This window comes from Coprobacter tertius, assembly GCF_024330105.1.
Taxonomy (GTDB): Bacteria; Bacteroidota; Bacteroidia; order Bacteroidales; family Coprobacteraceae; genus Coprobacter; species Coprobacter tertius.
On the sequence record NZ_JANDHW010000001.1, the window covers coordinates 124,724 to 141,159 of the forward strand.

The following is a 16,436-nucleotide window of genomic DNA, read 5'->3' on the forward strand; positions in this document are numbered from 1 at the left end:
TTTGATTAATCATGCTGGTAAAAGTTTATGGAGCCGCCGTACAAGGTATCGACGCGATTACGGTGACCATCGAAGTGAATTGTACGAACGGTATTCGTTTTTTTATGGTGGGTTTACCCGATACCGCCGTAAAGGAAAGTCACGAACGCATCGTTTCGGCTGTACAACACAACGGATATAAATTCCCGAGAAAACAAATTGTGGTGAATATGGCGCCCGCTGATATTCGTAAAGAAGGGGCCGCCTATGATCTGCCTCTCGCCATAGGCATATTAGCTTCTGCCGAAACGGTGTCCCATGCGATGTTATCTGATTACATGATGATGGGCGAGTTATCGCTCGATGGGACGATATTGCCGGTAAAGGGGGTATTACCTATCGCCATAAAAGCCCGGGAAGACGGTTTTAAAGGGCTTATAGTACCTAAAGCGAACGTAAGAGAAGCTGCTGTAGTGAATAATATCGATGTATATGGTGTCGACAATATACGGGAAGTGATCGGTTTTTTTAACGGTGAAATCGAGTTGTCGCCCATGATAATCGACACAAGAGCTGAATTTTATGACAGACAAGAAAATTTCGAACTCGATTTTGAGGATGTAAAAGGGCAGGAAAATGTAAAGCGGGCCTTTGAAGTAGCCGCCGCAGGCGGACATAACCTGATTATGATAGGGCCCCCCGGAGCCGGAAAATCGATGATGGCTAAACGTATTCCCTCCATTCTTCCACCCTTAACGTTACAGGAGGCATTGGAAACGACTAAAATACATTCGGTTGCCGGTAAAATGGGAAGAGGGGCTTCGCTGTTGAGTCAGCGCCCGTTCCGCTCGCCGCATCACACGATATCGGGGGTAGCTTTAGTGGGGGGTGGTACTTTTCCGCAACCGGGAGAAATATCCCTGGCGCATAACGGCGTACTTTTTCTCGACGAGTTACCCGAATTTTCGCGACAAGTACTCGAGGTAATGCGACAGCCCCTCGAAGACCGTAAAATTACGATCTCCCGCATTAAGTATTCTATCGAATATCCCGCCGGCCTCATGTTGGTAGCTTCGATGAATCCCTGTCCGTGCGGCTATTATAATCATCCCGATAAAGAATGTATTTGTTCACCGGGAGCCGTGCAGAAATATCTCAATCGCATATCGGGTCCCTTGCTCGACCGTATCGATATACAAGTCGAGATCGTGCCGGTTCCCTTCGAAAAAATATCGGATATACGACCTTCCGAGCCGAGTGCCAAAATAAGGGAACGGGTGATAAAAGCCCGAAGATTACAGGAAGAGCGTTTTGCCGATGTCCCCGGCGTATATTGTAATGCCCAGATGAATACCAAATTACTGGGGCGGTACGCTGTACCCGACGCCGCCGGAAAAGAACGCTTGAAAATGGCGATGGACCGCTTTTGCCTCTCGGCCCGGGCTTATGACCGCATTCTGAAAGTCGCCCGTACGATCGCCGATCTCGACGGAAGTGAATCGGTCTCGGTGAATCATATCACCGAAGCGATCGGTTACCGTAATCTCGACCGGGCCAATTGGGCGGGTTGAAATCGGTAATATGTATGGGGGAATACCGGTTTTAAACTTCTATAAAATATTCGCTTGTATACTCAGGCTTATCTGCTCTGGGAGATTTGGCAGAATGTCCGGCAATAAACAATAAAATGCTAAACGGCAATGAAACGAAGTAAAATGATTCTGGCAGTGAAAATAGCAATGGCCCTTGCGGTTGTTTTGTATATCGCGTTTTGGGGATATAATAAAATAAAATTTATGAGTTTGAAAAAATATAAATGGGAGCCTACCTCCAACGTCCCTATTCTTTTCCCGGTAGATATTCATGTTGCCTATATGCGTTGTGGGGAAAACAGTGCGTTGGCAGTGGTGGTTCCAACAACACAGGTTTGGGGAATATTGGTGCGACATATGGTTTGGAAGGGACGTTTCCGCTTCCCACCGGATTGGATGTGATCTGGCTGTCGCAGGTAGATAAGAAATTTTATAAGGCGGAGGTCGATTTCCCGATGGAACAAATAACCCGGTTTTTCGAGGAGGGTTATATAAATTTCAAGGGAGAGAAAGAGAACTACAAATGGGTCAATGCCTGTTTCCTTCCGGGGGGACGCATCGTTGTCTACGTGACAGGCTATCAAAAAGGTGTTATTTTGGCAGAGTATCAGGGTAAAGAAACAACCGTAGAAATGAAAGATTTTATGCCGGACGGATACTTCGCGTATAAGAATTGGGATGAATATTATGATAAAATGCTTAGCCATTTAGATGTAAAATGGATCGCCAATTATCATGCCAACGGAGTGCCATACGGGTTATGGGACCGGTATTTCGAGCGGTTTAACTATGATGTAAAATTTGAGTTCGAGAACAAGCAGAGCGTATATGAAGGTTCGGGCTATGATTTTACCAATGGCGAACAAGGGATCATAGCTCCGTTATATTCTCTGGGTATGCCGATTACTCCTGCCGCCAGGGTGCGTGTTATTACTAATGATTGGACTGTCGGCGAATACCTTTATTCTGCATGGTTTTATTTCAACGAGCAGGAGGTGTTGGACGTTTTCGACAAAGCTTTTAAAGATAATCCCGAACAAAAGGGAGAACTCAAAATTTGGGTGAGTAAGTACAATAATCTTTTCGACATCTCGCTGACCGTTGCTGGACGTGAGCATAAATTTAAAAAGACTCAGATTCGGGTTTTTAAGGAACCCAAAGGGAAGCCTGAAGACGCTGAGTTGATTTACAAAAACTACGAGGGTAACCATGACTTGTTTTTAGGAGAATAAGCCATGAGCGATTATATAGATGGTATTTGTAGTTTCGGGCTATCAAAAGACAATCCGGGTTACCGGTATCGATAAAGATTATTACAATGAAAATAATTATGATATATGCACTATTGTCGCTTTTGGGGTTGAATTTTCAATCGTGTGGTGGTAAAAACAAAAAAGAGATGAGAACGATTTTTTCGTGGAGTCCGTCTGTTAGTACACCTTACAATTATCCGGCAGAACTTCACCATTGCAATGTAGGTTTTGGGGTTAAAGGAAAAAGTATTCCAGTCCTGGATCAGTTTCCCAGGTTGGGTATAGGAAGAAGCGGAGCCGGTGGGGTCGATTTAAACGCGTTCGACATAGAACAGGGGTTGCCTGTACCTAATAGTCTTGATATTTTATGGGTTTCTTACACCGAGAAGAAATTCTATAAAGCAAATATTCGGTTTCCGGAGGAATTACAAACTCGAATGTTGGAGTTGTTTCGCGAGGGATACTATGGTGTTAGTGAACAGCAACGGTTTAGGTACAACAACCTCGTCATCACACTTTTGCCGGGAGGAAAAATATGGCTATACCTTGATGGTCCTCATCGTTATGTCCGTTTGGATTATACGCTGCAAGCAGAAGAGGTCTCGGTAAAACTAAGTGATTTTGTAGAAACCCGCCATAAAACGATAGAAGACTTTTGCAAGGGCCGCTTGTCTGATTACCCAAAAGCGGTTGAAAATTTATCCAAAAATGGCATTCCTAAAGGATTATGGGATATTTACGCGGAGAGATTTCCGTATGATATCAAAATTGAGTTTGAGAACGATCAGGCGGAATTAGATCCGGATTACGGTTATTATTGTTCAAATGGAGAAATGTTCGGGAGCCTCGACGATGTAAAAAGTTATCCCATGTCACGGCTTAGATATCTGATAATGGCATGGAGTGTTGCCGATACAGTTTATACAGGGCATTTCTTTTTTAACGAGGATGAGGTCATACATAATTACCCAGAGGTATTCGGCAATAACTCCAATCCAAATATTCGGGGTGAATTCCTGATAAAAGTCAGTAAATACAACAACCGGTTCGATATCTTTCTGCGTGTCGGAGACCGGGAGTTGAAGTTTGAAAAGACACAAATACATGTGTTTAGAAAATGGCCAGGCAGGACGGATAAAGACGACCCTGTTTTTTACAACAATCATCAACAGATCCATTCAAGAGATTTTAAATTTGTTGGAGAATAAATCTGAGCGATTATACAGATATTATATGAGGTATCGGACTGCTAAATGACAATTCGAGTTATCGGTATCGACAAAAATTATAACTATGAGGATAATTATGATATATGCACTATTGTCGCTGTTGGGAATAAATTTTCAATATTGCGGAGGACAAGCGAATAATAACAAAAAAAATAAGGAAATGGCAAATGGTTATTCCTGGGGACCGGCGGCAAGTGCACCCAAACTATTCCCCGTTGAATCGAGATATGTAATTTTCTATGTCGGCGTAGATAACTCCCCTTATCCTGTCATTTACTCGGAGCTGCGCCGAGGCATCGCTAATGGGTCGAGCAATGCAGCCCTTAATGACTTCGACGCACAAATGGCTATGCCTAATGGATTTAAGACAATATGGCTGTCTAGAGCCGAACGTAAAGTTTATGGAGGCGATTTTACATTTACCGACGCACAAAAGGAGAGATATCGGCGGTTGTTTGTTCAAGGATATGAAGTTTTTAAAAAGTGGCAAGGTAAGACTGAACAAAAGCATTATACCTACACCACCTTTTGTGTAACCTTTATCCCCGGTGGCAAAGCCTTATTACATATAACCGGTCCCGGACGCCGCGTGTATGTAGACTCCTTCCAATGTGACGAGTTGAAAGATATCACGCTCGAAGAGTTGAACTTTCCTTATGTGACGAATTATAAAACAATGAAAGAACATTTTGACAGAACTTTAAAATACGAAGAATACCAGCCGATGCTTGCCTATATAAAAGAGCATGGCATTCCCTATAAGCTATGGGACAGGTATTTGGAAAAATTCAACTACAAAATAAAGATTAAGTTTGAAAATAATGAGACGAAACTCGATCCCGATTATGGTTCAAGTTATGCAAATGGTGAGATTATAAAAAGTCGGGACGGAATTCCTATAAATTCATTGGCAAGAATTAAGAGCCTTGCCTTTAAGTGGTATGTTGGAGATGTCAAATACACAGGGCATTTTTATTTTAATGAAGATGAAGTACTCGAATTTTTCGACAAAGCCTACGGAAAGGATCGGGGGCAGAACGGTGAATTTGTGATTTATGTGAGCAAAAACAACAACCGGTTCGATATTTTTCTGCGTGTCGGAGACCGGGAGTTGAAGTTTGAAAAAACACAAATTCATGTGTTTAAACAGGGAGTCGAACAGCCTGATAAAGAAGCGATTGTTTTTTATAATAATCATCGAGATATTCATTCGAGTAATATTAAATTTATAGGAGAATAAATAGATTAATTAAGTGAATTGACGTATGCGAGAGTGAATTACGGAATAGTTAACAGGGACTATTTATGTTTAATGTTAAGGCTGCCCTCCTATCCAACGCCTATTTTTCTTGTCCGACTTGTAGTGTGACTATCGGTTTGTATTTGCTATTTTAAAAAATACTTGATTTCAGGAGAATACAATCAGAATAACGATGAGAAATAACCGACGCCTACCATGACAACGTAATACCGGAGAAATTTGCCTGCGAGCATCGATAAGTTTACAATCAGGACGTTAGCCCGCATTAGCCCCAAACTAAGAATAATAAGATCTCCGCCGAACGGAAGAAATACGAAAAAGGCCATTAAAGCGCCTTTTCCCTGAAGAAACTTTTGGGCTTTATCGAGACTCGACCGTTTTACTTTAAAATATTTCTCTATCCAGTCGATACGTCCCAATCGTCCGACATAATAACAGGTAACTCCTCCCAGCCAGTTACCGGCCGTAGCGGTGATAAGACAGGCCCAGGGAGGGTAACCTGCCGCCAGCAAAAGTCCCAGTACAACTTCTGAACTGAACGGTAGAATGCTACCGGCGAGAAATGCCGCCAGAAAAAGACCTATATAGCCCCACTCGCTGAGTGCTGAAATAAACTCCATATGAAAAGGATTAAGTAGAGGAAGATCACGATATAAAACAAAATAATCGATATACGGGTTTTCGAATGGGTGAAATAGTGTGCGCATTGCAATGCGATGCAGGCATTGAGTATAGGCATGTAGGTATCTGCTTCTGAGAAATGCAGGGCTGCCGCAGCCAAAGAGCAAATAAGAACTACGTTTATAAAACCGTTAGAAGCCCGTACGCGCGTTTTGTCATTATAATGGCGATATAGGTTGCCTATAATCGTTAAAATGCCGATAAGGGCTGTAAAAACGAGCCATAGGGTTTGTATAATGTCCAGTCGATCCGGTTTGACAATATCGATACCGGAAATCATATCCCATACATTTTGCGGATATAGTTTGAGCTCGGTAATCCAATGTAAACAAAAGATGACCCATATCGTTGTAACAATTCCCATAAGCGAGGCGAGGAAAGACTTAAAAGTAAAGGCTCGCATCAGAAAAGTCCCTATCCAGAAAACCGGAAGGAAAAAGAGATACGGCGGCCACAATAAGGCTCCTACGCTTGTCATAAGTGAAATGCCGAATGCAAATTTCTGAGGTTCGGGATATTGATAAGAAGAATATAAAACGAATAATGACAGAATAAAAATAAAAACCAACAGGTTTCCGGTGTTCAACTCGGTTGTAAGGCCCGGGTTGCTTCCCTCGAAAAGAAGGAAGAATAAAGCCGGGAAAATCGTCCGGTTTCGGATGAGTGAAAATTTATTGCATAACCTGATCATTAAAAGCGAGCATGTAAATATGATCGCATTGTTGATGAGTACGCGGGCAAATGGGGTAAGTCGCCATGCATTGCGTTCCGGCATTACCAGACTAAAATTGGTAATCTGTGTTTCTACCGGAAATACGAGACATGCCGCAGTTACGGCTGCGGCAAACAATACAATGCACAGGGTTAGTAATCCTGTATTGTCGGAGAGGTTTTTCAGATAATTTTCTTTCAAATTACTCAATATATTATTCAGTAGCTCCGAAACAAGTTATTCCGGGGCTGTAGTTTACTATAAATCTTTTCCGATATCCGAACGGAAATATTTGCCTTCGAATGCGATCTTTCCTGCATTCTCGAACGAAAAAGCAAGGGCTTCTTCTTTATTTTTTCCGTAGGAACTGACTGCGATTACCCGTCCGCCGTTTGTTACAAGTCCGCTTTCTTTTAAATCTGTACCCGCATGAAAAAGGAGACTGTTTTTGACAAGATCAGTTCCGGTAATCACTTTCCCTTTTTCATATGAGCCGGGATATCCCCCTGAAACAAGCATGACGGTAACAGCGGCTCGGGGATCGATTTTGAGATTGCGTTGGTCGAGATCTTCCTTTGCGACGCCTTCGAGTAAATCTACAAAATCGGAGGCGATACGTAACATTACGACTTCGGTTTCTGGATCACCCATACGTACATTGTACTCGATAACCATCGGTTCACCGTTTACTTTTATCAATCCAAGAAAGATAAATCCTTTATAATCGATACCTTCCGCCTTAAGGCCTTCTATTGTCGGTTTTACAATACGTTCTTCTACTTTTTGCATAAATTTCCTGTCGGCAAAAGGTACCGGAGAGACGGCTCCCATACCGCCGGTGTTGGGACCGGTATCCCCCTCTCCTATCCGTTTATAATCTTTTGCTTCGGGGAGTATTTTATATGAATTGCCGTCGGTAAGGACAAATACCGAACATTCGATGCCGGAAAGGAATTCTTCGATAACAACAGTACGGCTGGCCTCGCCGAACATTCCGTCGAGCATTTCCTTCAGTTCTTTTCGAGCTTCTTCGAGGTTATCGATAATTAATACGCCTTTTCCGGCTGCTAAGCCATCGGCTTTCAGAACATAAGGAGGTTCGAGTAATTCGAGGAAGCGGTAGGCTTCTTCAATCTCACCAGCTGTAAAGCTCTTATATTTGGCTGTGGGGATACCGTGCCTCATCATAAAAGCTTTGGCAAAATCTTTACTGCCTTCGAGCCGGGCTCCCGATTGTGAGGGTCCGATCACTGGGATATTTTTCAGTTTTTCGTCTTTTTTAAAATAATCATAGATCCCTTTTACCAGAGGATCTTCCGGTCCCACGATAACCATCCCGATATTTTTTTCGAGAGCAAACTTGCCGATTGCGTCGAAATCGGTTACGCTAATGGGTACGTTCGTTCCGCAGGAAGTTGTACCCGCATTACCGGGTGCAATAAATAATCGCTCGGTTTTATTACTTTGCCTTATTTTCCAGGCCAGTGCATTTTCTCTGCCGCCAGATCCTAAAAGTAAAATATTCATGTCGGTCGTATTGTGTTTTATTATTATTTTAGATAATCGTTGAAGTATCGGGTGATTTTTTCATGCAGATGTACCCTGTCGAGCCCGATAACATTATGTTCGTGTCCCGGATAAACAAAATAATCGGGATATGTGCGGGCTTTAACGCAATGATCGAGGAAGCTGAGGCTGTGTTGCATTACGACGACCGGGTCCTGATCACCGTGTATAAGTAATAAATGACCCTTTAGGTTACCGGCATAATTATTTAGATTCGATTTTTCGTATCCTTCGGGATTATTTTGCGGAGTTCCCATATACCGTTCACCATACATTACTTCGTAGTATTTCCAATCGATTACCGGTCCTCCAGCCACCCCTACTTTGAATGTTTCGGGATAGTGTGTCATCAGGTAGGTAGTCATAAATCCACCGAAACTCCAGCCATGGACTCCCATACGCTCTTGATCGACATACGGCAGTGATTTCAGAAAAGCCACTCCTCTCATCTGATCTTTTCCTTCAATTTCTCCTAAACGACGGTGAGGTGCGCTTTCGAATTCAAGGCCTCGGTTATTCGAACCACGTCCGTCTACGCTAAAAACGATATACCCGTTTTGGGCCATATATATATCCCATCCCCGAACATCCCACATCCAGGTATCATGTATCATTTGGGCATGAGGGCCTCCGTAAACATAAATTACAGTCGGATATTTTTTTTGAGGATCGAATCCTACCGGTTTTATAAGCCGGTAATAAAGGTCGGTTGAGTCGTCGTCTGCTTTGATGGTGCCACAGGTAATTTCGGGAAATCCGTATCCTTTATAAGGATCGGCCGCTTGGTAAAGCGTATTATTTTTCCCCGATTTCAGGTCATAGAACCGCTGTATGCGAGGGGTAGAATGATTAGAATAGTTATCGATAAGATAGCGGCCTGATTCGCTGACGATTGCCGAGTGTACGCCATTTTCCTGTGTAAGCCGGTTGTATTTTCCGTTTTTAAAGTTCAGTTTGTAATAATGTACTTCGAGTGGCGATTTTTCGGTTGCTGTAAAATAAATATTCTCTCCTTTTTTATCGATTTCGGCATTTAAAACTTCCCACGGTCCTGTCGTAAGCTGTTTTATGAGTTTTCCCGTAGTATCGTATAGATACATGTGCCTGTAACCGTTTCGACGCGAAAGCAAGATGAACCGGTCACTTTTACCCGGTATGAAAAGAATCGGGTGTTCGGGTTCTGTATATTTTTTGCTGCTGTCGGTAAACAGGGTTCGCAATCGTTTCCCTGTTTCGCTGCTGTAAACGACGAGAGAACAGGTGTCTTGCCCGCGATTTACTTCCTGAAGGTATATTTCTTTTTCGTCGGGAGACCAGCTTATATTGGTAAGATATCGGTCTTTGGGAGCTCCCGTTTTTAAGAAAACCATGCTTTTATCCGCAGGTCTGTATACCCCGATCGTGGTTTGATGGCTTTTCATTCCGACCATGGGGTATTTTATATTGATGAGTTTTCCCTCCCGTGCCGAAATATCGACGAGCGGATAGTTTCCTACCATGCTTTCATCCATACGGTAAAAAGCTAATGCGTTTCCCTGAGGTGACCAGTAAGTTCCTTTTTTAAGGCCGAATTCATTCCGGTAAACTCTTTCCGATCCGAACAGTATATCCGGTTTATTTTCTTTTGCGATACAGGTACGATTTCCATCTGCTTCGATAAGATAGAGGCCCGATCCGTTGGTGACTGCATAACTGTTCAGTTTCGGGTTGATATCTTTGTTGGTATCTCCTTTTTCGAATCGGTATGAATAAACGATTTTTTTCTGATCGGGAGAATAAACAAACGAATGGCTATCGTGATCGAAACGGATAAATGTGTTTTTATCGACCGATGCGACGGTTATAAAGGGTAATCGTTTTAATTTTTTGCTGTTTGTTTCGGTATTTTCGAGAGCCTCTTGCAGGTCGGTTTTCGTTACCCAGACATGTTTTTTATGGGCAGGATTTATTTTGTACAGAGTGTCGTTTTGTACAAACAGATAATGATCGCCTATAAAACGCAGTTGTTTCAATTCTTTAGAAGATGGTGAAAATTTGGCATAATTTTTTCCGCCCGGAATAAGGTCGTCGAGCGTAAAGGTTTTATCCTGTGCCATTAACGGTATAACGGTATTTATGAGAATGATAATGAAATAAAAAATGCGTTTCATTGATTGGATATAAACAAGTTAATTGTCAGTTTTATTGTTTTTATCGTTGTTTTTTCGGTAAGGAGATTTTCCGTCGCGTTTTCCGAATGGTTTGTTATCTTTATTTCGCGAAAAGTTGTTTTCCCGTTTTCCCGATGGTTTGTTGTTTCTGTTTTCGTATGGTTTTCGATCGGATCTGCCTGCTTTTTTATCTGTTAGACCAGAAGGAGTCTGACGAAACATGTTGTTTTTTTCTTCTTTTTCTCGATCTTTTCTCACGCGTTCGAGATTTTTATCTCGTAATTTTTTCCATCCTGGACGGTTATCTACTTCGGGGTCTTCTATCGATGGAAGTCTGAAACGTACGAATTTTTCTATGGCCTCTTCTCCGTGAAGAATTTCGGGACGGCGATTCTCTCCTGTTTCCGTATCTTGACCGGCCGATTGCCGTTCTTTGTTCTCTTTCGGAGTATATTTTCTTTTTTCTTCCGAAGGTTTTGAGAACGTATTTCGTGAGTCTGAACGGCTTTCTCTTTTACGTATAGTTCCAGGGGTGAATTCTTCTGAACGGTTTTCTCTGAATCCTCCGGTATCACGTTTGAAATCTTTGTATTTTCCTTCGAATATTTCATATTTTCTGTACTGGCATTCGAGGGCTCCGTTCATAAGTTCTATTTTAATAGCCGGTTTCAGACCTATTTTTTCGAAACATTCGTCACGATAACTGATGATCCATGCGTCGTAACCTCTGAATACGTGCTTCAATTGTGAACCGATCATTTCGTACAATCCTAAAAGGTCTTGTGTGGAGATACGCTCACCATAAGGAGGATTAGTTACTAATATTGCATTTTCGGGAGCTTCTTCGTAACGCTGGAATGGCGTTACTTTAAGATCGATATATTTTGTCATCCCGGCGCTTTTTATATTACGCTCGGCAATAGAGATGGCTTTTGGAGAAATGTCCGAGCCATATATTTTATATTCGAAATTTTTTTCGTTCGAATCATCGTTGTAAATTTTATCGAAAAGCTCCTCGTCGTAATCATTCCATTTTTCGAACGCAAAATCTTTTCGGTAAATACCCGGGGGAGTATTGGTTGCTATAAGTGCGGCTTCGATTAGTAGTGTACCCGAGCCACACATAGGATCGATAAAGTTTTTATCTCCCTTCCATCCTGTTTTGAGTATCATTCCCGCAGCCAGAACTTCATTGATAGGCGCTTCGGTTTGTTCCACTCGATATCCCCGTTTGTGTAACGATTCGCCCGAACTGTCGAGTGAAAGCGTACAGTTATGTTGTGATATATGCAGATTGAGTATAAGATCGGCATTGTTGATGCGTACCGAAGGACGGTCTCCGTTTTTTTCGGTAAAATAGTCTACGATTGCGTCTTTTGTACGGTAGGTAACAAATTTTGAATGTTTAAATTCCTCGGAATAAACCACCGAATCGATAGAAAAGGTTTTACCGATTGAGAGATACTTCTCCCAGTCGAATTGTTTAATTTTTTCGTAAACTTCGTCGGTATTGTTTGCGGTGAATTTATAAATCGGTTTCAGAATGCGCAAAGCTGTTCTCAGATATAAGTTCGCTTTATACAGCAGTTCCTGATTACCCGAGAAAGATACCATACGACGCCCTATTTCGACGTTCTCACCACCTAATCGAGTAATCTCTTCGGCCAATACATCTTCCAGCCCCTGAAAAGTTTTAGCGATAATTTCAAATTTTTCGTTTTTCACCCTGATATCGTATTATGTATCTGTTAATTGATTATTTATTTTTTTCGGTTTGTCTCGAGCGGGTCTGCATTACTTTGTCTCCCGGTTCTACATTCTCGGTGACCCAAATGTTACCGCCGATTATTGCACCTTCGCCTATAACGATACGCCCGAGTATAGTCGCATTCGAATAAATTATGACATTGTCTTCGATGATGGGATGGCGGGGTATTCCTTTAATCGGGTTTCCTTCGGCATCGAGTGGAAAACTTCTGGCACCAAGGGTTACACCTTGGTATATTTTAACATTGTTGCCGATAATCGCTGTTGCTCCGATCACGACACCCGTTCCGTGATCTATCGTGAAATAGTTGCCTATAGTTGCGGCCGGATGAATATCGATTCCGGTTTCGGAATGTGCCATTTCGGAAATCATTCGGGGGATGAGAGGTACCCCGAGTTTGAGCAACTCATGAGCGATACGGTGGTTGCTGATAGCCCGTATAGCAGGATAGCAGAAAATAACTTCTCCGTAACTTTCGGCAGCGGGGTCCCCGTTATAAGCGGCAATTACATCGGTTGTCAGTATTTTTCTCAGTTCGGGAAGATAGGCGATAAATTCAGCGGTTTTTTCTACCGATTTTTCGCGCATTCCTTCGAGGCTTACATATTTGCTTCGGTCGCAGGCAAAACATAAGCCTGCGAGAATCTGTTCAGAAAGTAATTCGAACAACTTTTCGGTATTTACTCCCAGATAATAAGTTATGGTACGGCGGTTTACGTTGGAATGGCCGTAATAGCCCGGAAAGAGTATGGCCCGGCACAGTTCGATGATTTCGTGCAATACTTTTTCAGAAGGATAGGGTTCTCCGTCGTGATGCTGGTGGCATAATAACTTAAACGACTCGTACTCCGACAGTTTTGTTACCGTAGAAGTAATGGTATCTGAGTATTTGTGCAGGTTCATTCCGGGTTCAGTTTAAAATTAGCCTAAGTTGCAAAGTTATAACAAAACCGTGAATATTTAGGTTTTATAACGAAAAAGAAACACACGGCAAAGTATATTTTAGGGATGTGTCGTATCTTTGCATATTGTTTTTTAAATCTGTCCTGTTATGGAACCATCGCATAAAATCAACAAAGTAGAAATAAGAAATCTTCAGATAACCGATTATACTCAGCTTTCGCAATCGTTCAAAAGAGTATATAATGACGGGTCGGACGTATTCTGGACTCATAAGCAGATAGAAAAACTGATCGATATTTTTCCCGAAGGACAATTTGTAACGGTTGTCGATGAAAAGATCGTAGGTTGTGCTCTTTCTATTATCGTCGATTACGATATGGTAAAAAACGATCATACTTATGCTAAAGTAACGGGTGACGAGACTTTTTCGACCCACAATCCTAATGGAAATATTCTTTACGGAATAGAAGTGTTTATTCATCCCGAGTACCGGGGATTGCGTTTAGGGCGTCGTATGTACGATTATCGGAAAGAGTTGTGTGAAAGGCTTAATTTGAAATCAATTATGTTTGGCGGACGTATTCCTAATTATCATAAATATGCTGATACGTTACGGCCGAAAGAATACATTCAGCAGGTGAAAAAGAAAGAGATTTTCGATCCGGTTCTTACCTTTCAGCTTTCTAATGATTTTCATGTGCGCAAGGTGATGACCAATTATTTGCCGAATGATGAGGAGTCGAAACATTTCGCAACTCTTTTGCAATGGGATAATATATATTATACGCCTCCTACGCAAGAATTTAAAGTTGATAAGTCGACGGTACGTCTCGGGTTAGTACAGTGGCAGATGCGACCTTATAAAAGCCTCGATGATGTTTTTGAGCAGGTAGAATTTTTCGTTGATTCGGTTTCAGACTATAAAAGCGACTTTATACTTTTTCCTGAATATTTTAATGCTCCTTTGATGGCCCGTTTCAACCATCAGGGAGAGTCGGAAGCGATTAGGGGCTTGGCGCAATATACCGATGAAATGCGCGAACGTTTTGTAAATTTAGCGATCAGTTATAATATAAATATCATTACAGGCAGTATGCCGCTGATACGTGACGACGGATTGTATAATGTCGGTTTTTTGTGCCGTCGCGACGGGAGTTACGATATGTATGAAAAAATACATGTTACGCCCGACGAGATAAAAAGTTGGGGGTTGTCGGGCGGGAATATCGTGCAAACTTTCGATACGGATTGTGCCAAGATAGGTATTCTTATTTGTTATGATGTAGAATTTCCCGAATTATCCCGTATCATGGCGGAACAGGGAATGCAGATACTTTTCGTGCCATTCCTTACCGATACTCAGAATGCCTATTCCCGGGTAAGAGTATGTGCCCAGGCCAGGGCGATCGAAAACGAATGTTTTGTGGCGATTGCGGGTTCGGTGGGTAATTTGCCCCGGGTACATAATATGGATATCCAATACGCCCAATCGGGGGTATTTACTCCTTGTGATTTTGCTTTTCCAACCGATGGAAAACGGGCCGAAGCGACTCCGAATACCGAAATGATACTGATTTCGGATGTCGATCTCGATTTGCTCAATGAATTACATACTTATGGCAGTGTGCGTAATTTGAGAGATCGCCGTCATGATTTGTATGACTTGAGATTAAAGAAAAAATAATTCTTACCGTTGTAGAGTAAGTAGGGCTTCAGGGCCAGTGTTGAAAAGCAGATCGATGATGCTCATATCGGGAATGAACCCGTGCCGATCTGCAAATACCTGATAATAAGGCTGGGCGACAAAACCTGTATCGACCGGATGCTTGGGGTGTATTGCTTCCCTGAAGTCGGTTTCATCGGGTTCGAATACAGTTTTATACTCTGGAGAGTAGGTAATATCCGGGTTTATTCCCAAGAGGCTGCAAATCGTTTCCCGTAATGATTCGTTGAAATCGAAAAGAAATTTTCCGGCCGCATTATTTTTATAAAAAGGGAAGAAATCGTCTTGATAATATTCGAAAAAGGGAGTCGAGCTATAAGCCGAAACAATAGCGTTCCAATGCAGGTGTTGCCAATTGTCATGCGAAGAGATACGGATATCTCTGGTAGGACATTTCCCGGTTGTCGGTTTCTCTACAGGTATCGATAAGGGCATTATACCGTTCGCCGCGATAATATTACACCGGTTACGATAAGTTTGTTTTATATAATATCCCCAGGCATCTATTTCGATGTATTCGCAGTTAAATAATTCGTAATAGTACGAGATAGGGGCGAGGTAAGCTGTATTCAAGCAGATACGGGTCATGAAAATTAGTTTTTGCTGACGGGTTTAAATGTACGGGTGGGACGTAACGATTCATAAAAAGGTTTATCGGGATTTGTAGAGAACCAAATGCGCTTAGCTTTTCCTATAAGGTGAGATTGGGGAACAGCGCCGAAAGTACGGGAATCGATAGCGTTTTCCCGGTTATCGCCCATCATCCAATAATAGGGTTGTGAAAACCGGAACCAGGATACTTCTCGCCCTTTTTCATAGAGTCGGTTCTCTTTTTTTATGATTTGTCGTCCTTCATGCAGCATTAGTAACGGATACAGGAATTTTATATTATCGGGGGTAATTTGTACCGGTTGTCCTGGCCGGGGCAATATTATTGTAAAATTATTTCGTTTCAGATGTACGGGATTCAGTATATTCTTATTCTTTGCCGAGTTGTGTAAAATATAATATTGCATTTTCGTGAAAAAACGCAGGCGGTTTCCTTTTAGTTGTTGGTATCCCGGGTCGGAAATTTCGTTATGTTTTAGCAGCGCCGAAAGTTCGGATTCGAGTGAATCGGGAGTGAGGTATGCCTCCATGGTTAATGGGGGTTGTGCGCTTTCTTTTCCATTGATAAAAAGTCTTCCTTCCTGCATGCTTATCGTGTCTCCCGGTAATCCGATACAACGTCCTACTGCGATTTTTCGGCGATCGATGGGGGTGGTTTCGTCGATAGGATCGGGACGGTTGAAAACGACGATATCGTTTCGGGAAGCTTCTTTATCGAAAAGGCGAAAATAGGGTAACCTCACTGAAGATAAATATGATCTTGAATTAAACACAGTAATCGAGTCATGTAAAAATGGAATCGAGAAAGGGGTTACAGGTAAACGCAGGCCATAGTTCCATTTTCCGACCATGATATTATCGCCGGGTAATAATGTCCCTTCCATTTGTCCTGACGATATACGGTATAATTCACCTCCCAGATTACGGATGATCCAAATAACGATAATAATGAGGATCATCCATTTCCAGTAGACTCGTTTTTTCCTTTTAGCCATACCTTTCCCGATACT

General features: G+C 42.2%; 14 protein-coding genes. 6 read left to right on the plus strand and 8 right to left on the minus strand.

All coding sequences use genetic code 11. From position 1 onward, the window contains the following. Positions 1 to 11 precede the first annotated feature (11 nt). The 5 genes from NMU02_RS00425 (at position 12) to NMU02_RS00445 (ending at position 5,293) form a co-directional block, all read left to right on the plus strand. Complete coding sequence (locus NMU02_RS00425; RefSeq protein WP_255025078.1) at positions 12 to 1,550, plus strand: YifB family Mg chelatase-like AAA ATPase; 1,539 nt, start codon at positions 12 to 14, stop codon at positions 1,548 to 1,550. Between the two features lie 129 nt (positions 1,551 to 1,679). Continuing rightward, positions 1,680 to 1,973 (plus strand): hypothetical protein, encoded by a 294-nt coding sequence (locus tag NMU02_RS00430; protein WP_255025080.1) that lies wholly within the window; start codon positions 1,680 to 1,682, stop codon positions 1,971 to 1,973. Continuing rightward, positions 1,934 to 2,803: a DUF2931 family protein gene (locus NMU02_RS00435; protein WP_255025081.1), complete on the plus strand. Its 870-nt coding sequence runs from the start codon at positions 1,934 to 1,936 to the stop codon at positions 2,801 to 2,803. Before NMU02_RS00430 ends, NMU02_RS00435 begins: the two co-directional genes overlap by 40 nt. An 86-nt stretch (positions 2,804 to 2,889) precedes the next feature. Next, positions 2,890 to 4,032 (plus strand): DUF2931 family protein, encoded by a 1,143-nt coding sequence (locus NMU02_RS00440; RefSeq protein ID WP_255025082.1) that lies wholly within the window; start codon positions 2,890 to 2,892, stop codon positions 4,030 to 4,032. An 85-nt stretch (positions 4,033 to 4,117) separates the two neighbouring features. Then, positions 4,118 to 5,293 (plus strand): DUF2931 family protein, encoded by a 1,176-nt coding sequence (locus NMU02_RS00445; RefSeq protein WP_255025083.1) that lies wholly within the window; start codon positions 4,118 to 4,120, stop codon positions 5,291 to 5,293. 182 nt (positions 5,294 to 5,475) lie between these two features. On the opposite strand, the gene NMU02_RS00450 is transcribed toward NMU02_RS00445, so the two are convergent. Genes NMU02_RS00450 through NMU02_RS00475 form a run of 6 tightly spaced genes read right to left on the minus strand, consistent with a single transcriptional unit; the run spans position 5,476 to position 13,094 of the window. Next, positions 5,476 to 5,934: a YqaA family protein gene (locus NMU02_RS00450; RefSeq protein ID WP_255025084.1), complete on the minus strand. Its 459-nt coding sequence runs from the start codon at positions 5,932 to 5,934 to the stop codon at positions 5,476 to 5,478. Further along, the gene (locus tag NMU02_RS00455; RefSeq protein WP_255025085.1) at positions 5,895 to 6,908 is read right to left on the minus strand and encodes a hypothetical protein; all 1,014 of its coding nucleotides are present in this window, start codon (positions 6,906 to 6,908) and stop codon (positions 5,895 to 5,897) included. Before NMU02_RS00455 ends, NMU02_RS00450 begins: the two co-directional genes overlap by 40 nt. Before the next feature lie 57 nt (positions 6,909 to 6,965). Beyond that, complete coding sequence (purD, locus tag NMU02_RS00460) at positions 6,966 to 8,234, minus strand: phosphoribosylamine--glycine ligase (protein ID WP_255025086.1); 1,269 nt, start codon at positions 8,232 to 8,234, stop codon at positions 6,966 to 6,968. 23 nt (positions 8,235 to 8,257) lie between these two features. Next, entirely contained in the window at positions 8,258 to 10,423 is a 2,166-nt protein-coding gene (locus NMU02_RS00465) for a S9 family peptidase (RefSeq protein ID WP_255025087.1), read from the minus strand. An 18-nt stretch (positions 10,424 to 10,441) separates the two neighbouring features. After that, the gene (locus NMU02_RS00470) at positions 10,442 to 12,148 is read right to left on the minus strand and encodes a THUMP domain-containing class I SAM-dependent RNA methyltransferase (protein ID WP_255025088.1); all 1,707 of its coding nucleotides are present in this window, start codon (positions 12,146 to 12,148) and stop codon (positions 10,442 to 10,444) included. Positions 12,149 to 12,179: 31 nt separating this feature from the next. Then, entirely contained in the window at positions 12,180 to 13,094 is a 915-nt protein-coding gene (locus NMU02_RS00475; RefSeq protein WP_255025089.1) for a serine O-acetyltransferase, read from the minus strand. A gap of 148 nt (positions 13,095 to 13,242) precedes the next feature. Here NMU02_RS00475 and NMU02_RS00480 point away from each other — a divergent pair, with 148 nt between their 5' ends. After that, entirely contained in the window at positions 13,243 to 14,778 is a 1,536-nt protein-coding gene (locus tag NMU02_RS00480; protein WP_255025090.1) for a bifunctional GNAT family N-acetyltransferase/carbon-nitrogen hydrolase family protein, read from the plus strand. Between the two features lie 3 nt (positions 14,779 to 14,781). Here NMU02_RS00480 and NMU02_RS00485 read toward each other — a convergent pair whose 3' ends face one another. Together NMU02_RS00485 and lepB are read right to left on the minus strand one after the other, a co-directional pair. Further along, positions 14,782 to 15,405 carry a WbqC family protein gene (locus tag NMU02_RS00485; RefSeq protein ID WP_255025091.1) on the minus strand — a complete coding sequence of 208 codons (624 nt, stop codon included), beginning with the start codon at positions 15,403 to 15,405 and terminating at the stop codon, positions 14,782 to 14,784. 5 nt (positions 15,406 to 15,410) lie between these two features. Further along, positions 15,411 to 16,421 carry a signal peptidase I gene (gene lepB, locus NMU02_RS00490; RefSeq protein WP_255025092.1) on the minus strand — a complete coding sequence of 337 codons (1,011 nt, stop codon included), beginning with the start codon at positions 16,419 to 16,421 and terminating at the stop codon, positions 15,411 to 15,413. Positions 16,422 to 16,436: the final 15 nt, after the last annotated feature.

Excerpts from the sequence above, each read along its gene's own strand:
- NMU02_RS00425 (WP_255025078.1), top strand. The coding sequence starts at position 12 with ATGCTGGTAAAAGTTTATGGAGCCGCCGTACAAGGTATCGACGCGATT.
- NMU02_RS00430 (WP_255025080.1), top strand. The coding sequence starts at position 1,680 with ATGAAACGAAGTAAAATGATTCTGGCAGTGAAAATAGCAATGGCCCTT.
- NMU02_RS00440 (WP_255025082.1), top strand. The coding sequence starts at position 2,890 with ATGAAAATAATTATGATATATGCACTATTGTCGCTTTTGGGGTTGAAT.
- NMU02_RS00445 (WP_255025083.1), top strand. The coding sequence starts at position 4,118 with ATGAGGATAATTATGATATATGCACTATTGTCGCTGTTGGGAATAAAT.
- NMU02_RS00450 (WP_255025084.1), bottom strand. The coding sequence starts at position 5,934 with ATGGAGTTTATTTCAGCACTCAGCGAGTGGGGCTATATAGGTCTTTTT.
- purD (WP_255025086.1), bottom strand. The coding sequence starts at position 8,234 with ATGAATATTTTACTTTTAGGATCTGGCGGCAGAGAAAATGCACTGGCC.
- NMU02_RS00465 (WP_255025087.1), bottom strand. The coding sequence starts at position 10,423 with ATGAAACGCATTTTTTATTTCATTATCATTCTCATAAATACCGTTATA.
- NMU02_RS00475 (WP_255025089.1), bottom strand. The coding sequence starts at position 13,094 with ATGAACCTGCACAAATACTCAGATACCATTACTTCTACGGTAACAAAA.
- NMU02_RS00480 (WP_255025090.1), top strand. The coding sequence starts at position 13,243 with ATGGAACCATCGCATAAAATCAACAAAGTAGAAATAAGAAATCTTCAG.
- NMU02_RS00485 (WP_255025091.1), bottom strand. The coding sequence starts at position 15,405 with ATGACCCGTATCTGCTTGAATACAGCTTACCTCGCCCCTATCTCGTAC.
- lepB (WP_255025092.1), bottom strand. The coding sequence starts at position 16,421 with ATGGCTAAAAGGAAAAAACGAGTCTACTGGAAATGGATGATCCTCATT.